This is a genomic window from Pseudomonas sp. G1002 (assembly GCF_013385455.1).
Lineage (GTDB): Bacteria > Pseudomonadota > Gammaproteobacteria > Pseudomonadales > Pseudomonadaceae > Aquipseudomonas.
This window is the reverse complement of the sequence record NZ_JACAPY010000023.1, coordinates 13303-38131: the sequence shown is the minus strand read 5'-3', so window position 1 is coordinate 38131 and position 24829 is coordinate 13303. Positions and strand designations below refer to the sequence as shown.

Sequence of the window (24829 nt, the reverse complement as noted above, 5' to 3'; positions counted from 1 at the left end):
GAGCGTGGGAACGATCATTCACGCCGTCGGTTGGCTATGGGGAAACAACAGGTCCACGAACTTTTCAGCCGTCGGCTGCGGTTCATGGTTGGCCAGCCCGGCCCGTTCGTTGGCTTCGATAAACACGTAGTCCGGTTGGTCGGCGGCCGGCACCATCAGGTCCAGGCCCACCATGGGAATGTCGAGGGCACGGGCGGCGCGCACGGCGGCGTCCACCAGGGTCGGGTGGAGGATGGCGGTGACGTCTTCCAGGCAACCGCCGGTGTGCAGGTTGGCGGTACGCCGCACCGCCAGGCGTTCGCCACGGGGCAGGATGCTGTTGTAGTCGTAGCCGGCCGCCTGCAGGGTGCGTTGGGTTTCATGGTCCAGGGGGATTTTGCTTTCGCCATCGGTGGCGGCCTGGCGTCGGCGGCTCTGGGCTTCGATCAACGCGCCAATGGAATGCTGGCCATCGCCGGTGACTTCCGCCGGGCGGCGAATGGCGGCGGCGACCACTTCAAAGCCGATCACCAGAATGCGCAGGTCGAGGCCTTCGTGGAAGCTTTCCAGCAGTACACGGGTGTCGAATTGGCGGGCCGCCTCAATGGCTTTTTGCACGTCTTCAATGGTCTGCAAATCCACCGCCACACCCTGGCCTTGTTCGCCATCCAGCGGCTTGACCACAATACGCTGGTGCTCGTCGAGAAACTCCAGGTTGTCATCGGCACTGCCGGCCAATTGCTGGGCCGGAAGGTTCAGGCCAGCGGCCTTGAACACCTTGTGGGTCAGGCTCTTGTCCTGGCACAAAGTCATGCTGATGGCGCTGGTCAGGTCGCTGAGGGATTCGCGGCAGCGCACCCGGCGGCCACCGTGGCTCAGGGTGAACAAGCCGGCATCGGCATCGTCCACTTGCACGTCAATCCCGCGCCGATGGGCTTCCTCGACAATGATCCGCGCATAGGGATTGAACTCCGCCTGCGGGCCAGGGCCGAGGAACAGCGGCTGGTTGATCCCGTTCTTGCGCTTGATGGCGAAGGTGGTCAGCGCGCGAAAGCCAAGCTTGGCGTAGAGACTTTTCGCCTGGCGGTTGTCGTGCAGCACCGACAGGTCGAGGTAGCTCAGGCCACGGCTCATGAAGTGTTCGATCAAGTGGCGCACCAGCACTTCACCCACCCCGGGGCGGGTACATTGCGGGTCGACCGCCAGGCACCAGAGGCTGCAGCCGTTCTCCGGATCGTGAAAGGCCTTCTGGTGGTTCAGGCCCATCACGCTGCCGATCACCGCGCCGCTGTCTTCGTCCTCGGCGAGCCAATACACCGGGCCGCCTTGATGGCGTGGCGTGAGCAGCGCCGGGTCCACCGGCAACATGCCGCGCCCCTGGTACAGCTGGTTCACCGCCTGCCAGTCCGCCTCGGTTTGTACCCGGCGAATCCGGAACCCGCGAAACACTCGGGTCGCCGGACGATAGTCGGTGAACCACAGGCGCAGGGTATCGGACGGGTCGAGAAACAACTGCTGGGGATCAATCCCGAGGATCTGCTGCGGCGCCGCCACATACAGCGCGATATCCCGCTCGCCGGGCTGCTCGTTGAGCAACTCCAGGGCCAGGCTCGCCGGGTCCGGGAAGGTGTGGCCGATCAACAGCCGGCCCCAACCGCAATGCACGGCAATCGGCGTGGGGTCCAGTTCGCTGCCGTCTTCGGCGAAGCGGGCTTGCAGGCGCTCGTAGGAGGGCGCCTGCCCTCGCAGCAAGCGTTGGCTGTAAGCCGTGGCATGAGGTTTCATGAATCAGATTCCTTGTTCGCTGAGCCACAGGTTCAGCGCCGCCAGTTGCCACAGCTTGGAGCCGCGCAACGGGGTCAGTTGGCCTTGGGGATCGGTGAGCAGGCGGTCGAGCATGGCCGGGTTGAACAGGCCGCGGTCCTGGCTTGGGTCCAGCAGCAGCTCACGCACCCAGTTCAAGGTGTCACCCTGCAAATGCTTGAGGCCGGGCACCGGGAAGTAGCCTTTCTTGCGGTCGATGACCTCGCTCGGGATAACCCGGCGCGCCGCTTCCTTGAGCACTTGCTTGCCGCCGTCCGGCAATTTGAATTTGCCCGGCACGCGGGCCGACAGTTCTACCAAGCGATAGTCGAGAAACGGCGTGCGCGCTTCCAGGCCCCAGGCCATGGTCATGTTGTCGACGCGCTTGACCGGGTCATCCACCAGCATAACGGTGCTGTCCAGGCGCAGGGCTTTGTCCACCGCCGCATCGGCGCCGGGCTGGGCGAAATGCTCGCGCACGAAGTCACCGGCGGCGTCATTCGCGGTCAACCATCTCGGCGCGACGGTAGCGGCATAGTCGTCGTAGCTGCGGTCGAAAAATGCGTCGCGGTAGGCCGCGTACGGGTCGCTTGCGCCATCCACCTGCGGGTACCAGTGGTAACCGGCGAACAGTTCATCGGCGCCCTGGCCGCTTTGCACCACCTTGCAATGCTTGGCCACTTCCCGGGACAGCAGGTAGAAGGCGATGCAGTCATGGCTGACCATCGGCTCGCTCATGGCACGGAACGCCGCCGGCAACTGCTCGATGATTTCGCTTTCGGCGATACGCAGTTGGTGGTGACGGGTGCCGTAATGCTTGGCGATCAAGTCCGAATACTGGAACTCGTCGCCGCGCTCGCCGCCCGCGTCTTCGAAACCGATGGAGAAGGTCGACAGGTCCTGCACGCCGACTTCCCGCAACAGGCCCACCAGCATGCTGGAATCGACACCGCCGGAAAGCAGCACGCCCACATCCACCGCCGCCCGCTGACGAATCGCCACGGCTTCGCGGGTGCTGTCGAGCACGCGGTCGGTCCAGTCTTCCAGGGTCAGGTTGGCTTCATCGGCGTGGGGGCCGTAGGGCAGGGTCCACCAGGTTTTCTGTTCAGTCTTGCCATCGGCGTCGATGCGCATCCAGGAGGCGGGCGGCAGCTTTTCAATGCCCGCCAGCAGGGTGCGCGGCGCCGGCACCACGGCGTGGAAGTTCAGGTAGTGATTGAGCGCCACCGGATCGAGGATCGGGTTGATATCGCCACCCTTGAGCAGCGCCGGCAGGGCCGAGGCAAAACGCAGGCGCTGGCCGGTGCGCGACAGGTACAGCGGCTTCACGCCGAGGCGGTCACGGGCGATGAACAGGCGCTGGGCATCGCGCTCCCAGATGGCGAAGGCGAACATCCCGTTGAGCTTGGGCAGCAGGGCTTCGCCCCAGGCGTGGTAGCCCTTGAGCAGCACTTCGGTGTCACCACCGGAATAGAAGGCGTAGCCCAGGGCTTCCAGCTCTTCACGCAATTCCGGGAAGTTATAGATCGCGCCGTTGAACGCCAGGGACAGGCCCAGCTGGGCGTCGACCATCGGTTGGGCGGAGCCATCCGACAGGTCCATGATTTTCAGGCGTCGATGGCCCAGGGCAATCGGCCCCTGGGCATGAAAGCCCCACGCGTCAGGACCGCGTGGCGCCAAGTGATGGGTGATTCGTTCCACCGCTGCCAGGTCGGCAGGTTGGTGATCGAAACGTAACTCTCCAGCTAATCCGCACATAAATTCCTTACCGGTTTTTCCGTTGGGGAGGGATAGAAATGCAGCCCGCCAAAACGGCGGGTACCCAGAGACTGACCCGGGTACATTGTGGGAGTTTTAGAACAATACGTTATAAGGCAAAGAGCCTTGACGGGCTGCGAGCCCGTCATGGCCTTCAGGATTTGCCTGGGGTACCGCGGATCAGGGCACGCAGCGCGAACCGATTGGGGTGACAGGCTTCGCTGACACTGCGCGGCAGCGGCAGGGGCTCATTGTCGAGCCAGGCGGCCAGCAGCTCTGCGCAGAGTGGCGCGGTGACCAGCCCCCGTGAGCCATGGCCACTGTTGATATACACGCCGTGCAACCACGGGCACGGCGCATCAGGGACCTGCCGGGCGTCTTTGCCGAGGGCGGCGTAGGTGTGATCAAACGCCTCTCGCTGCGCCAGCGGCCCGACGATCGGCAGGTAGTCCGGGCTGGTGCAACGGAAGGCGGCGCGGCCTTCAAGCTGTTCGGGTGCCAGGCTGTCGGCGCCCAGGCGTTGCAGCAAATCGAGGGAGATTTCCCGCAGCATCTCCAGATTGCCCGCGTGCTCGGCCACCGTGGGCGTAAGGTCATCGCTCTTGAAGTCGAAGCTGGCACCGAGGGTGTGCTCGCCCAGGCGTGGCGGGGCGACGTAGCCCTCGGCGCACACCACCGTGGCCAACGCCTGGCTTTGCGCCGTTTGCGGCAGGCGAGTGATTTGCCCGCGGATGCGCTTGAGGGGCAAGTCAGCGCTGAAGGAAAACCGCTTGATCTCGGCGGCGCCGGCCAGCACGACCACACTGGCTTGAGCCAGAACCGTATCGCCCTGCAACGCCTGCCACTGACCGTCGACCTGCTTGAGCTCAAGGGCGTCGTGGTGCTGGAGCACTTCGATCAGCGGGTGCCTGGCTTGCCATTCGCACAGCGCCGGCGGGTGAACCCAGCCGCCCTCGGGGAAGAACAAGCCGCCGTGCTCCAGCGCTATCCCGGCGCGCGCCTGTGCCTGCTCTTTATCCAGCAGGTGCAACAGGTCCGGGGCAAAAGCGCCGGCCAGTTGTGCCTGGCGCTCGGCTTCCTTGGCGTTGAAGGCCAGTTGCAGCACGCCGCAGCCATCCCAGTCCACGCCACGTTGCAGGTGTTCCAGCAGGCGCCGCGTGTGGCCGAAACCGCTGAGAATCAACTGCGAAAGTGCCGTGCCATGGGCGGAAAGCTTGAGGTACAACACCCCTTGCGGGTTGCCGGAAGCTTCCTGTGCGAGCGCCGCGTGGCGTTCCAGCAAACTGACGCGCCAGCCGCGTGCCGCCAGGCTGGCCGCCGTGGCGCAACCGGCCAGGCCACCACCGATGACCAGTGCATGGCGTTCACCGGAAACCGCAGGTGGGCGCGCAAACCAGGGTTTTGCCGCGGCAGGCGCAGGCGTTTCAGCGGGCCAGCCGAGAAACTCACCCCGCAGGATTTCCCACTTGTGGCCGATGCCGGGGGTGCGCTTCATCTTGAACCCGGCGGCGTTGATCAACCGCCGTACCCAGCCGGTGCTGGTAAAGGTGCTGATGGTCGAGCCCGGCGCCGCCAGCCGCGCCAGTTCGGCGAACAGCTCGGCAGTCCACATGTCGGGGTTCTTGGCCGGGGCGAAACCGTCGAGGAACCAGGCGTCGACTTGCGCGTCCAGTTGCGGCAATTGCTCCAGGGCGTCGCCGATCAGCAACGTCAGGGTGACTCGACCGTTATCCAGTACCAGCCGCTGGAAGCCTTGGTGAATCGCGATGTATTGCGCCAACAGTTGCTCGGCGAACGGTGCCAGTTCCGGCCAGAGGGCGAGGGCGCGCTGCAGGTCGGCGTGGCTCAGCGGGTACTTTTCCACGCTGACAAAATGCAGGCGCGCACCCGCCTCCGCGTGTTGATCAAACAACTGCCAGGCGCACAAAAAATTCAGGCCGGTGCCGAAGCCCGTCTCACCAATCACCAAGCGCCCGCCCACCGGCAGCGCCGCAAAACGTTCCTGCAGACGGTTCTGTTCGAGGAACACGTAGCGGGTTTCTTCAAGGCCCGACTTGTCGGAGAAGTACACGTCATCGAAGACCCGCGAGTGCGGGCGACCTTGGTCATCCCAGTCAAGCTGGGCGTGGGATACGGGGTTCATGAGCGGCTCGGCAAAGGCAAGGCGGCCATTCTAGCTGATCAACAGGGTTGTCATTGATCCATGGCAAGCCGCTGCGGAATTTCCTGCCACGTGTTGTTGCCCAATCCGCTAGTCTTGATCACTTCTGGAACGGAGCCGCCCATGTTCGAATCTGCCGAAATCGGTCACGCCATCGACAAAGACACCTACGACGCCGAAGTGCCGGCCCTGCGTGAAGCCTTGCTGGAAGTGCAGTACGAACTGCAACAGCAGAAGCGCTTCCCGGTGATCATCCTGATCAATGGCATCGAAGGCGCGGGCAAGGGTGAAACCGTCAAATTGCTGAATGAATGGATGGACCCGCGCCTGATCGAGGTGCGCACCTTCGACCAGCAGACCGACGAAGAACTGGCCCGCCCGCCGGCCTGGCGCTACTGGCGCCAGCTGCCGGCGAAAGGTCGCATGGGGGTCTTTTTTGGTAACTGGTACAGCCAGATGCTGCAGAGTCGTGTCCATGGCGAGATCAAGGACGCGCGGCTGGACCAGGCCATCGCCGGGGCCGAGCGCCTGGAAAAGATGCTGTGTGATGAAGGTGCGCTGATCTTCAAGTTCTGGTTCCACCTCTCCAAGAAGCAAATGAAATCCCGGCTCAAGGCCTTGCAGGACGACCCGCTGCACAGCTGGCGCATCAGCCCGCTGGACTGGCAGCAGTCCAAGACCTACGACAAGTTTGTGCATTTTGGTGAGCGGATCCTGCGCCGCACCAGCCGTGACTATGCGCCTTGGTATGTGATCGAGGGTGTCGATGCGCACTACCGCGGGCTGACCGTCGGCAAGATCCTGCTCGAAGGCCTGCAAAACGCCTTGAAAGTGCCCAAGGGTAAAGCCAGCGGCATGAACCCGGCGCCGCTGCCATCGGCGGTTGACCAGATGAGCCTGCTGAACAGCCTGGACATGAGCCTGAGCCTTGAAAAGGACGATTACGAAGAACAACTGATTACCGAGCAGGCGCGGTTCTCCGGGCTGATGCGCGACAAACGCATGCGCAAGCACGCGTTGGTGACGGTGTTTGAAGGCAACGACGCGGCGGGCAAGGGCGGGGCCATCCGGCGTGTGGCGGCAGCCCTCGACCCCCGGCAGTACCACATCGTGCCGATTGCCGCGCCCAGTGAAGACGAGCGCGCCCAGCCTTACCTGTGGCGTTTCTGGCAGAAGATTCCGGCGCGGGGCATGTTCACCGTGTTCGACCGCTCCTGGTATGGCCGGGTGTTGGTGGAACGCATCGAAGGCTTCTGCACGCCGACGGACTGGATGCGCGCCTACGGCGAGATCAACGACTTCGAAGAGCAACTGCGCGACGCCGGGGTGATCGTGGTCAAGTTCTGGCTGGCGATCGACAAGCAGACGCAGCTGGAGCGGTTCCAGGCCCGCGAGGAAATCCCGTTCAAACGCTTCAAGATCACCGAGGACGACTGGCGTAACCGCGAGAAGTGGGACGACTACCGGGCGGCGGTGGGTGACATGGTGGACCGCACCAGCACCGAGATTGCGCCGTGGACGCTGGTTGAAGCCAACGACAAGCGCTGGGCGCGGGTGAAGGTACTGCGCACCATCAACCGGGCGCTGGAGGAAGCGTTCGACAAGACCGACAAGCATGACAAGAAGGACAAGAAGAAGTAACGCCATGCTTTTGCATACGCGGGGTGAATGATTGTCGCGGTTGAAGAGGGCGGGATCTATGCTCGATCCATCTCTCAACAACCACAACAATTGAGGTAGCCCATGCGTGAAGTAGTGATCGTCGACAGCGTGCGAACCGGCCTGGCCAAGTCCTTTCGCGGCAAGTTCAACCAGACCCGTCCCGATGACATGGCTGCCCATTGCGTGAACGCGTTGCTGACCCGCAACGGCATCGACCCGGCCACGGTCGAGGACTGCATCGTCGGCGCCGGTTCCAACGAAGGTGCCCAGGGCTACAACATCGGCCGCAATGTGGCGGTGTTGTCGCAACTGGGTACCGGTACGGCGGGCATGACCCTCAACCGTTTCTGTTCCTCGGGGTTGCAGGCGATTGCGATCGCCGCCAACCAGATTGCTTCCGGTTGCAGCGAGATCATCGTGGCCGGTGGGGTCGAGTCCATCAGCCTGACCATGAAGAGCGTCAACACCGATAACCTGATCAATCCGTTGCTCAAGGAGCAGGTGCCGGGCATTTACTTTCCCATGGGGCAGACGGCGGAAATCGTTGCGCGGCGGTATCACGTCAGTCGTGAAGAGCAGGATCTGTATGCGCTGCAAAGCCAGCAGCGTACGGCTCAGGCCCAGGCTGACGGGTTGTTCGATGATGAAATCGTGCCGATGGCGGTGAAGTACAAGGTTGAGGACAAGAACACTGGCGCGGTGCAGGTGTTGGAGGGGGTGGTGGATCGGGATGATTGCAATCGTCCGGATACGACGTTGGCCAGTCTTGCGGGATTGAAGCCGGTGTTTGCGGAGGATGGGTCGGTGACGGCGGGGAATTCGTCGCAGTTGTCTGATGGGGCTTCCATGACACTGGTGATGAGCCTGGAAAAAGCGCTGGAACTGGGGCTTAAGCCCAAGGCGTTTTTTCGCGGGTTTACGGTGGCGGGGTGTGAGCCGGATGAGATGGGGATCGGGCCGGTGTTTTCGGTGCCCAAGTTGCTCAAGGCCCGTGGGCTGGCAGTGGCGGATATTGATTTGTGGGAGTTGAATGAGGCGTTTGCCTCGCAGTGCCTTTATGCGCGTAATCGGCTGGAAATTGATAACGCCAAGTACAACGTCAACGGTGGGTCGATTTCCATCGGGCATCCGTTTGGGATGACGGGGTCGCGGCAGGTGGGGCATCTGGTGCGTGAGTTGCAGCGGCGCAAGTTGCGTTACGGCATTGTCACTATGTGTGTGGGCGGCGGCATGGGGGCCACCGGCTTGTTCGAAGCCGTACGCTGACTCAGTGTGGGAGTGGCGGTGCGACGATTCGACTTGCTCGCGAATGCGGCGGGGCAGTCGATGAAAATGTTGGCTGATAGACCGCCTTCGCGAGCAAGCCCGCTCCCACATTTGATCAGCACCGTATCCCAATCCGTTCACATCCCCCTAGAATGCACCTCCTCCACCTCAGGCATTCGGGGCACTCATGCACATCTCATCGGGCCGTTGGGTCTACGGTTTATCCCTGGCCCTGCTGACCGCGCTGCTCTGGGGCATTCTGCCGATCAAACTCAAACAGGTCTTGCAGGTGATGGACCCCGTCACCGTCACCTGGTTTCGCCTGGTCGTCTCCGGCAGTTGTCTGTTTATCTATCTCGCCGCCGTAAGGCGCCTGCCCAGCTGGCGTTCCCTCGGACCAAAAGGTGGCTGGCTAGTAGCAATCGCCGTGTGCGGCCTGATGGGCAACTACGTGCTCTACCTGGTCGGCCTCAAACTGCTGAGCCCCGGCACCGCGCAACTGGTGGTACAGGTGGGCCCGATCTTCCTGATGATCGCCAGCGTCTTCGTGTTCAAGGAACGCTTTAGCCTCGGGCAGGGCATGGGCCTGCTGGTGCTGATCATCGGCTTCGGCCTGTTCTTCAACCAGCGCCTGACCGAGTTGTTGACCTCCCTGGGCAGCTACACCGCCGGGGTGCTGACGATTCTCTTGGCCACCACCATCTGGACCTTCTACGCCCTGGGCCAGAAGCAGTTGCTGACGGTATGGAATTCGTTGCAGGTGATGATGGTGATCTACCTGTCCTGCGCGCTCTTGCTGACGCCATGGGCGCACCCGATGGAAGCGCTGCAACTGAGCCCGCTGCAAGGCTGGCTGCTGCTGGCCTGCTGCTTCAATACGCTGATTGCCTACGGCGCATTCGCCGAAGCCCTGGCCCACTGGGAAGCCTCGCGCGTCAGCGCCACCCTGGCGCTGACGCCATTGGTGACCTTTGTCGCGGTGGCGCTGGCCGCGTGGATGTGGCCCGAGTATGTGCACGCCGAAGACATCAATGCCCTCGGCTACGGCGGTGCCGTGTTGGTGGTGCTGGGGTCTGCGACCGTGGCGTTGGCGCCGTCGCTGTTCGCCGGGCTCAGGGCCCGGCGTGCACGATTGGCGTCTTAATGACCGGCTTCCAGCATGTTTTCCGGACGCACCCACTGGTCGAACTCTTCGTCCGTGAGATAGCCCAGCTTCAGCGCCGCTTCCCGTAGGGTCAGCCCTTCGGCATAGGCCTTCTTGGCAATCTCGGCGGACTTGTCGTAGCCGATGTGCGGGTTCAGCGCAGTCACCAGCATCAGGCCACGCTCAAGGTGCGCGGCCATTTGCTCGGCGTCGGGTTCCAGGCCGGCGATGCAGTGCTCCTGGAAGTTGCTGCAACCGTCGGCCAGCAGGCGGATCGATTCCAGCAGGTTGTGGATGATCACCGGCTTGTACACGTTCAACTGCAAGTGGCCCTGGCTGGCGGCGAAGCCAATGGTCACGTCATTGCCCAGCACCTGGCAGGCCAGCATCGACAGCGCTTCGCACTGGGTCGGGTTGACCTTGCCGGGCATGATCGAGCTGCCCGGTTCATTCGCCGGCAACTTGACTTCCGCCAGCCCGGCACGCGGGCCGGAGCCCAGCAGGCGCAGGTCGTTGGCGATTTTCATCAGGGCCACGGCCAGGGTCTTCAACGCGCCGTGCAGGGTGGTCAACGGCTCATGGCCCGACAGCGCGGCGAATTTGTTCGGGGCGGTGACAAACGGCAGGCCCGACAGCGCGGCCAATTCCGAGGCAATCGCCTCGCCAAAACCGTGGGGTGAATTGAGCCCGGTGCCGACGGCAGTACCACCCTGGGCCAGTTCACACACGGCGGGCAGGGCGCTGCGGATCGCGCGTTCGGCGTAGTCGAGTTGCGCTATAAAGGCCGAGACTTCCTGGCCGAAGGTGATGGGCGTCGCATCCATCATGTGGGTGCGGCCGGTTTTCACCAGCTTCATGTGGCGCGCCGACAACTCTGCCAAACCACCAGACAGTTCACGGATCGCCGGCAACAGCTTCTCGGTGACGGCCTGCACGGCGGCGATGCTCATGGCGGTGGGGAAGCAGTCGTTGGAGCTCTGGGAACGGTTGACGTGGTCGTTGGGATGCACCGGGCTCTTGCCGCCACGGGGCTTGCCCGCCAGCTCGTTGGCACGGCCGGCGATCACTTCGTTGGCGTTCATGTTGCTCTGGGTGCCGCTGCCGGTCTGCCACACCACCAGGGGAAACTGGTCGTCGTGTTCGCCGGCGAGCACTTCGTCAGCGGCCTGTTCGATCAGCCGGGCGATGTCGGCGGGCAGGTCGCCATTGCGGTCGTTGACCCGGGCCGCAGCCTTCTTGATCAGGGCCAGGGCGTGCAACACAGCCAGGGGCATGCGTTGGTCGCCGATGGCGAAGTTCACCAGCGAGCGTTGGGTCTGCGCGCCCCAGTAAGCGTCATCCGGGACTTGCACTTCTCCCAGGCTGTCGGTTTCGATACGGCTCATCGGGCACACTCCTTCAGGTTCGTTTGCGCAGTTTAGGCCCTGATCGCCCGGTGGGGTTCCCTTAAAAGACTTTTCATCGGATTAAGCCCCGCAAAACCAGGCCCCACAAGGCGTGGGGTTGAGCCGCGGCGTTTTTTAGGCGCAGAATGGGCGCCCTTGGGGTCTTACCTCGCCTGCTAGAAAAGGAAACTCGATGACTCGTCTTCGTGCCATCTGTACCGCGGTTGCTCTGGTATGTGCCAGCGGCCAGGTTTTTGCCGATACCGCCAGCCACAACGCCAGTGCCGAAGCCTTCCTTACCCTGGCCCATGCCGACAAGCTGGGTACCCCGGTGTACATGCAAGTGCAACAAATGTTCGCCCAGCGTTTCGAGCAGACCAAGGCGCCTGCTTCCAAGCAAACCGTCCTGGACACCTACCAGGCCAAGGCCAACACCGCCCTGGACCAGGCCATCGGCTGGAACAAGCTCAAGCCGGACATGATCAAGCTCTACACCGACAACTTCAGCGAATCCGAGCTCAAGGACCTGGTTGCGTTCTACCAGTCGCCACTGGGCAAGAAAGTCCTGGAGAAAATGCCCCAGCTGACCCAGCAATCGGCCCAGATGACCCAGGCCAAGCTGGAAAGCGCGGTACCTGTGGTGAACAAGCTGCTGGAAGACATGACCAACGAGCTGACGCCAAAAGCCCCGGCCCCGGCCAAGAAGAAGTAAACAGGAATGACCATGCAACAGCGTATCGAATCGGCACTCGTCGCCCTGAGCCCGGAACACTTGAGCGTGCTGGATGAAAGCCATATGCACAGCCGTGGGTTGCAGACCCACTTCAAGGCCGTGCTGGTCAGCCAGCAGTTCGAGGGCCTCAACCGCGTCAAGCGCCACCAGAAGGTCTATGCCACGTTGGGTGACCTGATGAGCGAATTCCATGCGTTGGCGCTGCATACCTACACGCCTGAAGAATGGGCGAAAATCGACGCAGCCCCGGCCTCGCCGACCTGCGCCGGCGGTCACTGACACTGTGGCACATCAGCTTGATGTGGCGAGGGAGCAAGCTCCCTCGCCACAGTAAGAGGCGGTCCATAATCGTCGCCATTTTTGTTAGAATCCGCAACGCGCCGCTCAGTCGGCGCGTTTTTTTTGCATCCGGTTCACCCTTTACGAGGGTAGCCACCTGGAGAGAACACCCATGACTCAACCGATTGTCGTGGCGGCACTGTATAAGTTCGTCACCCTCGAAGATTACGTCGCCCTGCGCGAGCCACTGCTGCAGGCGATGGTCGACAACGGCATCAAAGGCACCTTGCTGATTGCCGAAGAAGGCATCAACGGCACCGTTTCCGGCAGCCGCGAAGGCATTGATGGCTTGATGGCCTGGCTCAAGAACGACCCGCGCATGGACGACATCGACCACAAAGAGTCGTACTGCGACGAGCAGCCGTTCTACCGCACCAAGGTCAAGCTCAAGAAAGAAATCGTGACCCTGGGCGTCGAAGGCGTCGACCCGAACAAGAAAGTCGGCACCTACGTCGAGCCGCAGGACTGGAATGCGCTGATCAGCGACCCTGAAGTGCTGCTGATCGATACCCGCAACGACTACGAAGTGTCCATCGGCACCTTTGAAGGCGCGATCGACCCGAAGACCACCAGCTTCCGCGAATTTCCCGACTACATCAAAGCCAACTTCGACCCGGCCAAACACAAGAAAGTCGCCATGTTCTGCACCGGCGGCATTCGTTGCGAAAAGGCCTCGAGCTATATGCTCAGCGAGGGTTTCGACGAGGTGTATCACCTCAAGGGCGGCATCCTGAAGTACCTCGAAGAGGTGCCGCAGGAAGAAACCAAGTGGCAGGGCGATTGCTTTGTGTTCGACAATCGCGTGACCGTGCGCCACGACTTGAGCGAAGGCGACTACGATCAATGTCATGCCTGCCGCACACCGGTCAGCGTCGAGGACCGTGCATCCGAACACTATGTAGCTGGCATCAGTTGCCCGCATTGCTGGGATAAGCTTTCAGAGAAGACCCGTCGCAGCGCGATCGACCGGCAAAAGCAGATTGAACTGGCCAAGGCCCGCAATATGCCGCACCCGATTGGCTACAACTACAAGCAATCCCCATCCTCCGAGGCCTGAGCCATGTCCGCACGCCTGCTCTATGTAATGGATCCGATGTGCTCCTGGTGCTGGGGTTTCGCCCCGGTGGCCAAGGCGCTGGTTGAGCAGGCCCAGGCCGCAGGCGTGGAGCTGCACCTGGTGGTGGGCGGCTTGCGCACCGGCAGTGGCGCGGCGCTGGAGCCGACGACCCGGCGCTATATTCTTGAGCATTGGCAGGCCGTGACCGACGCCACCGGCCAGCCGTTCAAGCGTGAAGGTGCACTGCCTGATGGTTTTGTCTACGACACCGAGCCGGCTTGCCGCGCCGTGGTCACTGCCCGCAGCCTGGCGCCGGATTGCGCCTGGAAACTGCTGGGCCTGATCCAGCAGGCGTTCTACGTCGAAGGGCGCGACGTGACCCGCGCCGACGTATTGGTGGAACTGGCCGAGACCGCCGGCGTGCCGCGTATCGAGTTCGCCGAAGCTTTCGACCGCGCCGACCAGCACGCGGCTACCGCGGCGGATTTCACTTGGGTCCAGGACTTGGGTATCGCCGGTTTCCCGACCTTGCTGGCGGAGCGTAATGGGCAACTGGCGCTGCTGACCAACGGCTATCAGCCGCTGTCCGAATTGGCGCCGCTGCTGAGCCGCTGGCTGGAGCGAGCTGCCTGTGCATGATCAGCCCGATCCCGTTGAGCAACCCAAGCGTGTCGACCGGCTGACCTGGGCGGAAGTCCGCCGCCTGGCGCTGCATCACAAGAAATCCCTGTGGATCGCCAATGGCGTCGCCGTGCTGGCAACCTTGTGCAGCGTGCCGATTCCATTGCTGCTGCCGTTGCTGGTGGACGAAGTGCTGTTGGGCCATGGCGATGCGGCACTGAAGGTGATGAACCACGCATTGCCCCTGGGTTGGCAGAAGGCCGCCGGCTATATCGGCCTGATGCTGCTGGTGACCTTGCTGCTGCGTTGCGGCGCCCTGGTGTTCAACGTGCTGCAGGCGCGGTTGTTTGCGCGACTGGCCAAGGACATCGTCTATCGCATTCGCGTGCGGCTGATCGAGCGCCTCAAACGCATTTCCCTCAGCGAATACGAAAGCCTGGGCAGCGGCACGGTGACCACGCACCTGGTCACCGACCTGGACACGGTGGACAAATTCGTCGGTGAAACCCTCAGCCGGTTCCTGGTGGCGATGCTCACCCTGGTAGGCACCTCCGGGATCCTGATGTGGATGCACTGGAAGCTGGCACTGTTGATCCTGCTGTTCAACCCGCTGGTGATCTACGCCACGGTGCAGTTGGGCAAGCGGGTCAAGCACCTGAAGAAGCTGGAAAACGACAGCACCTCGCGTTTCACCCAGGCGCTGACCGAAACCCTCGATGCGATCCAGGAAGTGCGTGCCGGCAATCGCCAGGGCTTTTTCCTCGGTCGCCTGGGCCAGCGGGCCCAGGAAGTGCGGGATTTTGCGGTCAATTCCCAGTGGAAAAGCGACGCCTCCAGCCGCGCCAGTGGCTTGCTGTTCCAGTTCGGTATCGACATCTTCCGTGCGGCGGCGATGCTGACGGTGCTGTTTTCCGACCTATCCATCGGCCAGATGCTCGCGGTGTTCAGTTACCTGTGGTTCATGATCAGCCCGGTGGAACAGTTGCTGAACCTGCAATACGCCTACTACGCGGCGGGCGGGGCGCTGACGCGGATCAACGAACTGCTGGCCCGCGCCGATGAACCGCAATACGCGGGCGGTGCCGATCCGTTTACCGGACGCGAGACCGTCGGCATCGAAGTGCGCGGCCTGAATTTCGGCTACGGCGAGGAACTGGTGCTGGACCAGTTGAACCTGAACATCGCCCCGGGTGAAAAAGTCGCGATTGTCGGCGCCAGCGGCGGCGGCAAAAGTACCCTGGTGCAACTGTTGCTGGGGCTGTATACGCCGCAGGCCGGCAGCATTCGCTTCGGTGGTTCGACCCAGCAGGAAATCGGCCTGGAGACGATTCGCGAGAATGTCTCCGTGGTGCTGCAGCACCCGGCACTGTTCAATGATACGGTGCGCGCCAACCTGACCATGGGCCGCGAGCGCAGCGACCAGGCCTGTTGGCAGGCGCTGGAAATTGCCCAGCTGGATGCGACCGTCAAGGCGCTGCCGCTGGGCCTGGACAGCGTGGTCGGACGCTCCGGCGTGCGCTTTTCCGGTGGGCAGCGTCAACGCCTGGCCATTGCCCGGATGGTGCTGGCGGAGCCGAAAGTGGTAATACTCGACGAGGCCACCTCGGCCCTGGATGCGGCAACCGAATACAACCTGCACCAGGCGCTGGCGCGGTTTCTCAGTGGCCGTACCACCTTGATCATCGCCCACAGGCTGTCGGCGGTGAAACAGGCGGATCGGGTATTGGTGTTCGATGGCGGCCATATTGCCGAAGATGGCGACCATCAGCAGTTGATTGCTGATGGTGGCTTGTACGCCAAACTTTACGGACACTTGCAACAAGTGCGGTGATTTAGCCTACGCTGAGCTATCAGGAGCGGTTTTCACTCGCGTGCGTATTTTAGTTGTGCATGTGCAAGGGACCTCATGAAGCAAAAGCAGACTCTCGGAACCCCTCGGTTATTGGGCATTGTGTGGCCTTTTATCGCCGTCGTGCTGTTCCAGGCATTGTTAGGCTGCGTCAGTCTCTACGTACTCTCGGCGGTGCGCGGTTATGTGGCGGGCGAAAGCCTGTGGTCCAAGGGCCAGAAAGACGCGATCTTTTACCTGACGCTCTACGCCGACAGCCGCGACGAAGCCACCTTCCTCAAATACCAGAACGCGATTGCCGTACCCCAGGGCGGGCATGAGCTGCGGCTGGCCCTGGACCGCCCGACGCCGGACCTGCCTGCCGCGCGCCAGGGCATCCTCAAGGGCGGTAACCACCCTGACGACGTTTCCAGCCTGATCTGGCTGTACCTCAACTTCCGCCATTTCAGTTACCTGGAAAAAGCCATTGAACTGTGGACGGTGGGCGATGGCTACCTGGTGCAACTGGACGACCTGGCCCAGGAGATGCACCGAGCGATCATGGCCAATCAGGTCAGCGGCAGCGACGTACACCGCTGGAAGCAGCGGATCTTCGCGATCAACGACGGGGTGACGCCGGCCGCGAAAGCCTTCAGCGATGCCCTGGGTGAAGGCTCGCGGATGATCCTGCGCCTGCTGCTGGTGACCAACCTGGCCACGGCACTGGGCTTGATCGTGCTGGCGCTGTTGCGCACCCACAAGCTGCTGGCCCAGCGGCATGCGTTTGCCGACGCGCTCCAGTTGGAGAAGGAGCGGGCGCAGATCACCCTGGAGTCGATTGGCGACGGAGTGATCACCACCGATGTCGACGGCGCCATTGCGTATATGAACCCGGCCGCCGAAGCCCTGACCCATTGGAAAGCCGCCCAGGCCCAGGGGCTGCCGCTGGCGGCGCTGTTCAACCTGCTGGACGAAAATGCCCAGGCCGACGGCTTTACCCTGATCGAACACATATTGGGCGGCCAGCTCGGTGGGGGCAGCGAGCACTCCAAGCTGATCCAGCGCCTGGACGGCACCACCGTGTCCGTCACCCTGGTGGGCGCGCCGATCCGCAGTGCCGGCAAAGTCGTCGGCGCGGTGCTGGTGTTGCACGACATGACACAGGAACGCCAGTACATCGCCAACCTGTCCTGGCAGGCCACCCACGACGCCTTGACCGGCCTGGCCAACCGCCGCGAGTTCGAGTTCCGCCTGGAGCAGGTGCTGCACAACGTCGGGCGCCAGCAAACCGGGCGCCATGCCTTGATGTTCCTCGACCTGGACCAGTTCAAGCTGGTCAACGACACCTGCGGGCATGCCGCGGGGGATGAACTGTTGCGGCATATCTGCGCGCTCTTGCAGTCCGACCTGCGTGAAGGTGACACCCTGGCCCGGCTGGGGGGCGACGAGTTCGGCATCCTGCTGGAGAACTGCCCGGCGCCGGTGGCGGAAAAAATCGCCGAAAGCCTGCGCCACACCGTGCAGAGCCTGCACTTTGTGTGGAAGGGCAGGCCGTTTGTCACCACCGTGAGTATTGGCCTGGTGCACATCACGCACGCCCCGACCACCCTGGAGACTTCCCTGCGAGCCGCCGACATGGCGTGCTACATGGCCAAGGAAAAGGGCCGCAACCGGGTGCAGGTGTATCACGCCGATGACTCGGAATTGTCCCTGCGCTTTGGCGAGATGGCCTGGGTGCAGCGCCTGCACATGGCGCTGGAAGAGAACCGTTTTTGCCTGTACGCCCAGGAAATCGCGCCGCTTGGGCACACCGAACAGGGGGATGGGCATATCGAAATCCTGCTGCGCCTGCATGACGAGGCGGGGCGGATCATCCTGCCGGACAGTTTTATCCCGGCCGCCGAGCGTTACGGCTTGATGACCTCCCTGGACCGTTGGGTGGTGGAGAACGTGTTCAAGATCATCGCGGGCTGTATGCGTGAGCGCCCGGGCCGGCCCATGGCCATGTGTGCGATCAATCTGTCAGGCACTACCATCGGCGATGAGGACTTTCTTGGGTTCCTGCGTGAGCAATTCATTGCCTATGGCATTCCACCGGAAATGATTTGTTTTGAAATTACAGAAACCAGCGCTATAGCGAATTTGGGTAGTGCGATTCGTTTTATCAACGAGCTCAAAGAGTTAGGGTGCCATTTCTCCCTGGATGACTTCTGCGCCGGGATGTCCTCGTTCGCATATCTTAAACATTTACCTGTAGACTTCTTGAAGATCGATGGAAGTTTCGTAAAGGATATGCTGGACGACCCGATTAACCGCGCTATGGTCGAAGTGATCAATCACATCGGTCATGTCATGGGTAAGCGCACAATTGCCGAATTTGTCGAGACACCCCAGATCGAACAAGCCTTGCTTGAGATCGGGGTCGACTACGCTCAGGGATACCTGATCGAGCGACCGCAGTTGTTTACCTTTGATAGTTTGCAGTGTCGACCTGTGCGACCGCAGCCTCTGTTATTCAAGGCGCCTGGCACGTTCCGATGAAACATTTGCTGGTCTGTACATATCACAAATCAAAAGGAGCCCGACAGTGATCGACACATTCAACAGAACCGGCCCGCTTATGGAAGCCTCAAGTTACCCCGCCTGGGCGCAACAGCTGATCCAGGACTGTAGCGAGAGCAAGCGTCGCGTTGTCGAACACGAACTGTACCAGCGCATGCGCGATAACAAGCTCAGCGCCAAGACCATGCGCCACTACCTGATTGGTGGCTGGCCGGTGGTTGAACAGTTTGCGTTGTACATGGCACAGAACCTCACCAAGACCAAATTTGCCCGCCATCCTGGGGAGGACATGGCGCGCCGCTGGCTGATGCGCAATATTCGCGTGGAACTCAACCACGCCGATTATTGGGTGCATTGGGCCCGCGCCCATGGTGTCAGCCTGGAAGAATTGCAGGCACAGGAAGTGCCGCCGGAGCTGCATGCACTGAGCCACTGGTGCTGGCACACCAGCTCGGCCGATTCGCTGATTGTCGCGATTGCCGCCACCAACTACGCCATCGAGGGGGCCACTGGGGAGTGGTCCGCCGTGGTGTGTTCCACCGGCGTCTATGCCGCGGCTTTCCCTGAGGAAGACCGCAAGCGCGCGATGAAGTGGCTGAAGATGCATGCCCAGTACGATGACGCACATCCCTGGGAAGCCCTGGAAATCATCTGCACCCTGGCCGGCATGAACCCGACCAAGGAACTGCAGGTAGAGCTGCGCCAGGCGGTCTGCAAGAGCTACGACTACATGTACCTGTTCCTGGAACGTTGCATGCAGCTGGAAAAGTCGGTGGCCGCCCCCCGCAAACAACCGGCCCTGGTTGCCAGCGAGGCGTAAACGGGGTGATGGCGGGGTAAATTACCCCGCCATTGCCAGCCGATTGCGGCCTTCACGCTTGGCCACATACAAGGCACTGTCCGCCCGGCGCAACAGGCTCTCGGCGGACTCTCCCGCCAGCAAGGTCGAGCAGCCCAGGCTCACCGTCAATTCGATCCGCTCATCATCCGCCCAATAATCCTGGGCCTGTGCCGCCTGGCGCAGGCGCTCGCCGACCATCGATGCCGCGTCCCGGCCGGTGTTGGACAGCAGGATCAGAAACTCTTCCCCGCCAAACCGGAACACCATGTCCACATTGCGCAGCTGGCTCTTGATCGAGGCGGCGACGGCCTTGAGCACCTTGTCGCCCGTGGCATGGCCGTGGCTGTCGTTGATGTGCTTGAAGTGGTCGATGTCCAGCATCAGCAAGGACAGGGGTTGCAGGTGCCGGCGAGCCATGTCGATTTCCCGTTGCAGGGTCTGGTCCATGGCGATGCGGTTACCGGTTTCGGTCAGTGGGTCGCGCAGGGCACTGCGAGTCGCCGCACGGTAGAGCAGCGCATTGCGCATCGGGTAGAGCAAGGTGGCCAGCAGCGATTCCAGGTTGGCCAGTTCGTCTTCGAGAAAGCGTTGGTTGCGCCGAAACACCAGTTCGCCAAGGTGCTCGCCTTCATGGCTGAGGGCATAGCTCACCGAATGATGGCCGCGGTGACCGTACTCCAGGCGCAGGTCGCTGGCTTCGTGGCGGTATTGCAGGGCGTCCAGCGGCACCAGGCGTTGGATCTCGCGGAAGAACAACGCAAGGATATGCTCCGGCTCCAGGCTGGTTTGCAATTGCATGCCCAGTTGCTGGCGAAGTTGCTCAACCGTCGCGGGGCGTCGTGTAAGAAGGGAAGGCTGACCAAAGCCCAGGCGTTGCAATTTGGCGCTGTCGAAGTCAATTGCGTTGGTCTGGGTCGGTGTTTTCATAAGCGAATGAGCCTCTAAGCACAAAACTGTCTTACAGGCTGGGTGAGAGCGTCGTACTGTTCCTTCAGTTCCGTAGGACTGACGTACAGTCTAGCCCGGTTTGCCTAAGGGTATAACTGCCGCACGTCTTATAGCCGGGGCCGCGTCGCCGCGGGCCCCGGGTTAGGGCTTATTGTTTTTGCGGGTCGAACTGCTTGTCGCGGATAAACAGCGCTGGGATTACGCCGCAGATAAAGTACGCGCCGCCCATGACCAGGAATCCCACGCCAATCGAGCCATGGGACGCCAGGAAACCAATGGCTGCCGGTGCCACCGCCGCGCCGATTCGGCCAATGTTGTAGGCGCCGCCCACTGCCGAGCCGCGAAATTTCGCCTCGAAGCTTTCGGTCATGTAGGTCGCATTCACGCCGTAGGGGATGCCGTACAGGAAACCGAACACAATCAGCATCCACAGGATGTTGTCCGGGCTCTGGAACAGCACGATCACCGGCAGGAAAATCGCCGTGCCCAGCGCGCCGACGGCGAACACCAGGCGCCGGCCCAGGCGGTCTGCCGCGAGCCCGGCGAGGATCTTGCCGAAAATCATCGCCGCGTAGGTGCCGACCATGTAGCTGGTCATCGACTTGAAGTTCATCCCCAGCTCGCCTTCCAGGTACGACGGCATCCAGTTGTTCACGCCGTAGTAGCCGAACTGCAGGAAGCCTGCGGTCAGTGCCCAGAGGATAAACATGCGGCTGGCTTTCGGGTCGCTGAAGATCAGCTTGAACATGCCGTCGGGTTTCTTCGCCGACACGCGCTTGATGCCTTCGGCCTTTTCCCGGGCACGTTCGGCCTGGGCCTTGATCCAGGCTTGCGGCTCCGGCACCAGGCGTTGCATCAGTACGGCGAGGATCACCGGGATGATCGCCACGTAGAACAACCAGCGCCAGCCGTGGTTCGGCAGGATCCAGCCGGCGAGCAGGGTGGCGACGATATAGCCCACCGACCAACCGGCCTGCAAGGTGCCGAGCACGGTGGTGCGATAGCGGGTCGGCACGTATTCGGCCATCAGGGTGTTGCACGCGACATACAGCGCGCCGAGTCCCAGGGACGCGAAGAAACGGGTGCTCGCGAACTGCCAATAGCTGTGGGTCATGCCCAGGATCGCCGTGCCGGCGGAGAACAGCACGATGCTCCAGACCACGGTTTTCACCCGGCCAAAACGGTCACAGGCCCAACCGCCGTAAATCCCGCCGATGGCCATCCCGGCCAGGGTGAAGCTGCCCAGGCTGCCGGCTTCGACGCTGGTCAGGCCGAACTCGGCCTTGAGGCTGCTGAGGCTGTAGGACAGCAGCATCAAGTCGGCACCGTCGATCAGCAGGCCGAGGAAGCAGAAGATGAATACGATGATCCACAGTTTGTTTTGCGCGGGCGACAACGCACCCGCCGAAGCGGCGACTTCCATAGCGATACCTTGTTGTAGTTGTTAGGGCACAAGTTATGGGTGTTGCGGTAATGCGGTTGGAACACGGTCAAAATGTGGGAGCGGGCTTGCTCGCGAAAACGGTGTGTCAGTTAATGCATCCGGTGGCTGATGTACCGCATTCGCGAGCAAGCCCGCTCCCACATGGGTTTTGTGTTGTTCCCGGGGTTCAGTGCTTGGCCTCGCGAATCATGTTGCGGGCGATCACCAATTGCTGGATCTGCGTAGTGCCTTCATACAGGCGGAACAAGCGCACATCGCGATAGAACCGCTCGATGGCGTACTCGCTCACATACCCGGCACCGCCGTGAATCTGCACACAACGGTCGGCCACGCGGCCGCACATTTCCGTGGCGAACATTTTCGAGCAGGACGCTTCGGTGCCGATGTTCAGGCCTTCGTCACGCTTGCGCGCGGCGTCCACCACCATGCAGCGGGCGGCGTAGATCTCGGCCTTGCTGTCGGCGAGCATCGCCTGGATCAGCTGGAACTCGGCGATCGGCTGGCCGAACTGCTTGCGTTCCAGGGCGTAGTTCAGGGCATCGTTGAGCATGCGCTCGGCGGCCCCGACGCTGACGGCGGCAATGTGCAGGCGGCCCTTGTCGAGCACCTTCATTGCGGTCTTGAACCCCACGCCTTCGACGCCACCGATCAGTTGGTCGGCCGGTACGCGCACGTTGTCGAAAATCACGTCGCACGTGTGGGCGCCTTTCTGGCCCATCTTGTGGTCGCGCTTGCCCAGAGACAGGCCGGGGGTGTTGCGCTCGACAATGAATGCACTGATGCCGCCCGCGCCCTTGATGTCCGGGTTGGTACGGGCCATCACCGTGTAGATCCCGGCGTGGGGGGCGTTGGTGATAAAGCGCTTGGTGCCGTTGATGACGTAGTAGTCACCGTCGCGCACCGCCGTGGTTTTCAGCGAGGCGGCGTCGGAGCCGGAGTCCGGCTCGGTCAGGCAGAACGAACTGAGCAGTTCACCGCTGGCGAGTTTTGGCAGGTAGTGCTGCTTCTGCGCCTCGGTGCCGTCCAGCAGGATGCCGATGGAGCCGATGCCGTTGTTGGTGCCGAAGTAGGAACGAAATGCCGGCGAGGTGCGGCCCAGTTCGAAGGCCACGTTGACCTCTTCTTCCATGGTCAGCCCGAGGCCGCCGTAGGCTTCGGGCAGGGTCAGGCCAAACAGGCCCAGCTCGCGGAACTGGCTGACGATATCCGCCGGGACGTCATCGGTCTCGGCCAGTTCGTTTTCCCGGGGGATCAGCGCCTCGTTGACGAACTGCTGCAGGGTTTCCAGCAACAGATGAAGCGTTTCGGGGTCTCGGATCATGTGCATTCCTCAGCGGCCCGTTCGGCGGGCCTGTTGTCGTCAATCTGCCGAGGCCTTGCACCGATCTGTCTAGCGGGCGGCGGCCTCGATGTTGTTCACCATGTGCTTGAGACGGGGCCCGATGTCGTCCTCGAGTTTCTCCCGGGAAAGGTGAAAACTCGGTCCGCCACAGTTGAACGTCAGCAGCCCATGTTGTGCATGCAGCAGCGGTACGGCGATGGCGTTTACATCGCGGTGCCACTCACCGATCGACATGCAGTAGCCGAAGTCGGTGTAATCCCGGAAGGCACGTTCCAGACCCTTCCTGATGCCCGGCCAATCCTCCAGATGACGCTGGCGGATATGGTCGAGGATAAATTCCCGCTCGTTTTCCGGCATCGCTGCCAGGCAGGCGCGGCCTGCGGAACTCAAATGCAACGGCAACCGTGTGCCGACCTGGCGGCGCATGGTCATGTTGGCTTCACCCTGGACCACGTCCAGGTAAACCATGTCCAGGCGGTCCCGCGTGGCCATCGCCACCGCGGCCTGGGCGTACTTGGCCATCGTCTCCATCAGCGGATGGGCCACGGCCCGCACCGACAGGTTCGACAGCATTGCGTAACCGAATGCCATCACGCCCACATCCAGCTGATACCGGCCTGACTGCGGCAGGTGCTTGAGATAGCCCAAGCGGGTCAGCGTATGGGTCATCCGCGTAATCGTCGGCTTTGGCAGCCCGGTCTTGCGCGCCAGCTCCTGGTTACCCAGCACGCTTTCGCTGGGGGTGAAGCAGCGCAGCAATTCCAGGCCACGGGCCAGGGCGGTGACGAACTGGCGGTCCTTGTCTTCTTCCTCGTCGGCATTCATCGGATCGATCAGCAAGTGCTCGAAGGCGTGGTTGCCGGCAGGTGTTTCGGGTGTGTTCGGGTCCAGGTTTCGACGGCGCATGTTAGTCCCCCTTTTTTTAGAAAATCAACAAAACAAAATTGTATTCCGCACAGCGAAACTAATCAACTTTGCGTGGCGTTGTCTGTTTGTTTAATAAAACTCGTCTAAACAACGAGTTATAGCCCGATTTATCGGAGGGTCAGGTTTTTACGTTTACATCACGGCGACTCGGTCCTTATGATTATCGCTAAATACGGAATGTTGTTTCGCATAGCGAAACTGGCGATATCCGAACTAACAAGAACATTGCAGTAGGAGAATTTGTGGCCAGCCTCGACCAACCCGTAGTGCACCTCGACGTCCAGGACAATGGCGTCGCCGTGGTACGCATCCACCGTCCCGAAGTGAAAAACGCCTTGAACGCCCAGGTTCGCGAAGAGCTGGCCGAGCACTTTCGTGCCCTGGCCAAACGCCGTGATGTGCGCGCCATCGTGCTCACCGGCGGCGACCAGTTCTTCGTGGCCGGTGCCGACATCAAGGAATTCGCCAGCGCCAGCCCGATCGAGATGTATCGCCGCCACACTGAATACCTGTGGGAAGCCATCAGCCGCTGCCCCAAGCCGGTGATCGCCGCGGTGAACGGGTTTGCCCTGGGCGGCGGTTGTGAGCTGGCCATGCATTGCGACCTGATCGTCGCCGGGGAATCGGCGCGCTTCGCCCAGCCCGAGGTCAAGCTGGGCCTGATGCCGGGCGCCGGTGGCACCCAGCGCCTGGTACGCGCCGTGGGTAAGTTCCAGGCCATGCGCATCGCGTTGACCGGCTGCATGGTCAAGGCCCCGGAAGCCCTGGCCATGGGCATGCTCAGCGAAGTGGTGGCCGATGACCAGACCATCCCCCGCGCCCTGGAACTGGCCGCGCAGATCGCCGCCTTGCCGCCACTGGCGGTGGAACAGATCAAGGAAGTGATGCTGGCTGGCGCCGACCTGCCGCTGGAAAGCGCGCTGGTGTTGGAGCGCAAGGCCTTTCAACTGCTGTTCGATTCGGCAGACCAGAAGGAGGGCGCCGCGGCGTTCTTCGAAAAACGCACCGCGAACTACCTGGGGGAATGAC

General features: G+C 62.1%; 19 protein-coding genes. 11 read left to right on the top strand and 8 right to left on the bottom strand.

Features of this window, described 5'->3' with window-relative positions; translation table 11 throughout:
• Nucleotides 1-18: 18 nt before the first annotated feature.
• The 3 genes from ngg to mnmC form a co-directional block, all read right to left on the bottom strand.
• On the bottom strand, nucleotides 19-1764 hold the full coding sequence (gene ngg, locus HX801_RS11890) for an N-acetylglutaminylglutamine synthetase (protein ID WP_134326020.1): 1746 nt from the start codon (nucleotides 1762-1764) through the stop codon (nucleotides 19-21).
• A 3-nt stretch (nucleotides 1765-1767) separates the two neighbouring features.
• Entirely contained in the window at nucleotides 1768-3540 is a 1773-nt protein-coding gene (locus HX801_RS11885; RefSeq protein WP_177022152.1) for an N-acetylglutaminylglutamine amidotransferase, read from the bottom strand.
• 154 nt (nucleotides 3541-3694) lie between these two features.
• On the bottom strand, nucleotides 3695-5683 hold the full coding sequence (gene mnmC, locus HX801_RS11880) for a bifunctional tRNA (5-methylaminomethyl-2-thiouridine)(34)-methyltransferase MnmD/FAD-dependent 5-carboxymethylaminomethyl-2-thiouridine(34) oxidoreductase MnmC (protein ID WP_177022151.1): 1989 nt from the start codon (nucleotides 5681-5683) through the stop codon (nucleotides 3695-3697).
• 141 nt (nucleotides 5684-5824) lie between these two features.
• On the opposite strand from mnmC, the gene pap reads away from it, so the two are divergent.
• From pap to HX801_RS11865, 3 genes are all read left to right on the top strand, one after another.
• Complete coding sequence (pap, locus tag HX801_RS11875) at nucleotides 5825-7342, top strand: polyphosphate:AMP phosphotransferase (protein WP_102368465.1); 1518 nt, start codon at nucleotides 5825-5827, stop codon at nucleotides 7340-7342.
• 102 nt (nucleotides 7343-7444) lie between these two features.
• The gene (locus HX801_RS11870; protein ID WP_003216747.1) at nucleotides 7445-8629 is read left to right on the top strand and encodes a thiolase family protein; all 1185 of its coding nucleotides are present in this window, start codon (nucleotides 7445-7447) and stop codon (nucleotides 8627-8629) included.
• 187 nt (nucleotides 8630-8816) lie between these two features.
• Entirely contained in the window at nucleotides 8817-9773 is a 957-nt protein-coding gene (locus tag HX801_RS11865; RefSeq protein ID WP_003216745.1) for a DMT family transporter, read from the top strand.
• On the opposite strand, the gene HX801_RS11860 is transcribed toward HX801_RS11865, so the two are convergent.
• Nucleotides 9770-11158: a class II fumarate hydratase gene (locus tag HX801_RS11860; RefSeq protein ID WP_003216744.1), complete on the bottom strand. Its 1389-nt coding sequence runs from the start codon at nucleotides 11156-11158 to the stop codon at nucleotides 9770-9772. The two genes, HX801_RS11865 and HX801_RS11860, sit on opposite strands and share 4 nt — an antisense overlap.
• 193 nt (nucleotides 11159-11351) lie before the next feature.
• On the opposite strand from HX801_RS11860, the gene HX801_RS11855 reads away from it, so the two are divergent.
• From HX801_RS11855 to HX801_RS11825, 7 genes are all read left to right on the top strand, one after another.
• A complete protein-coding gene (locus HX801_RS11855; protein ID WP_003216742.1) occupies nucleotides 11352-11870 on the top strand; it encodes a DUF2059 domain-containing protein in 519 nt (172 codons plus the stop codon).
• A gap of 6 nt (nucleotides 11871-11876) precedes the next feature.
• Nucleotides 11877-12170 (top strand): BolA family transcriptional regulator, encoded by a 294-nt coding sequence (locus HX801_RS11850; RefSeq protein ID WP_003216739.1) that lies wholly within the window; start codon nucleotides 11877-11879, stop codon nucleotides 12168-12170.
• A gap of 172 nt (nucleotides 12171-12342) precedes the next feature.
• The gene (locus HX801_RS11845; RefSeq protein WP_003216738.1) at nucleotides 12343-13287 is read left to right on the top strand and encodes a rhodanese-related sulfurtransferase; all 945 of its coding nucleotides are present in this window, start codon (nucleotides 12343-12345) and stop codon (nucleotides 13285-13287) included.
• A 3-nt stretch (nucleotides 13288-13290) separates the two neighbouring features.
• On the top strand, nucleotides 13291-13926 hold the full coding sequence (locus tag HX801_RS11840; protein WP_008433236.1) for a DsbA family protein: 636 nt from the start codon (nucleotides 13291-13293) through the stop codon (nucleotides 13924-13926).
• Nucleotides 13919-15739 (top strand): ABC transporter ATP-binding protein, encoded by a 1821-nt coding sequence (locus tag HX801_RS11835; protein ID WP_003216734.1) that lies wholly within the window; start codon nucleotides 13919-13921, stop codon nucleotides 15737-15739. The genes HX801_RS11840 and HX801_RS11835 overlap by 8 nt, the downstream gene beginning before the upstream one ends.
• A 75-nt stretch (nucleotides 15740-15814) precedes the next feature.
• Nucleotides 15815-18277, top strand: coding sequence for an EAL domain-containing protein (locus HX801_RS11830; protein WP_177022150.1), 2463 nt, complete (start codon nucleotides 15815-15817; stop codon nucleotides 18275-18277).
• Between the two features lie 79 nt (nucleotides 18278-18356).
• Nucleotides 18357-19118 (top strand): TenA family transcriptional regulator, encoded by a 762-nt coding sequence (locus HX801_RS11825; protein ID WP_218166164.1) that lies wholly within the window; start codon nucleotides 18357-18359, stop codon nucleotides 19116-19118.
• 21 nt (nucleotides 19119-19139) lie between these two features.
• Here HX801_RS11825 and HX801_RS11820 read toward each other — a convergent pair whose 3' ends face one another.
• The 4 genes from HX801_RS11820 to HX801_RS11805 all read right to left on the bottom strand — a co-directional run bounded on the left by HX801_RS11820 (nucleotide 19140) and on the right by HX801_RS11805 (nucleotide 23779).
• On the bottom strand, nucleotides 19140-20066 hold the full coding sequence (locus HX801_RS11820; protein WP_003216729.1) for a GGDEF domain-containing protein: 927 nt from the start codon (nucleotides 20064-20066) through the stop codon (nucleotides 19140-19142).
• Between the two features lie 169 nt (nucleotides 20067-20235).
• Nucleotides 20236-21510, bottom strand: coding sequence for an MFS transporter (locus HX801_RS11815; RefSeq protein WP_003216727.1), 1275 nt, complete (start codon nucleotides 21508-21510; stop codon nucleotides 20236-20238).
• 187 nt (nucleotides 21511-21697) lie between these two features.
• Entirely contained in the window at nucleotides 21698-22852 is a 1155-nt protein-coding gene (locus tag HX801_RS11810; protein ID WP_177022149.1) for an acyl-CoA dehydrogenase family protein, read from the bottom strand.
• A gap of 69 nt (nucleotides 22853-22921) precedes the next feature.
• A complete protein-coding gene (locus tag HX801_RS11805) occupies nucleotides 22922-23779 on the bottom strand; it encodes an IclR family transcriptional regulator (RefSeq protein WP_008433245.1) in 858 nt (285 codons plus the stop codon).
• Between the two features lie 263 nt (nucleotides 23780-24042).
• Here HX801_RS11805 and HX801_RS11800 point away from each other — a divergent pair, with 263 nt between their 5' ends.
• Entirely contained in the window at nucleotides 24043-24828 is a 786-nt protein-coding gene (locus HX801_RS11800; protein WP_010175990.1) for an enoyl-CoA hydratase, read from the top strand.
• Nucleotide 24829: the final 1 nt, after the last annotated feature.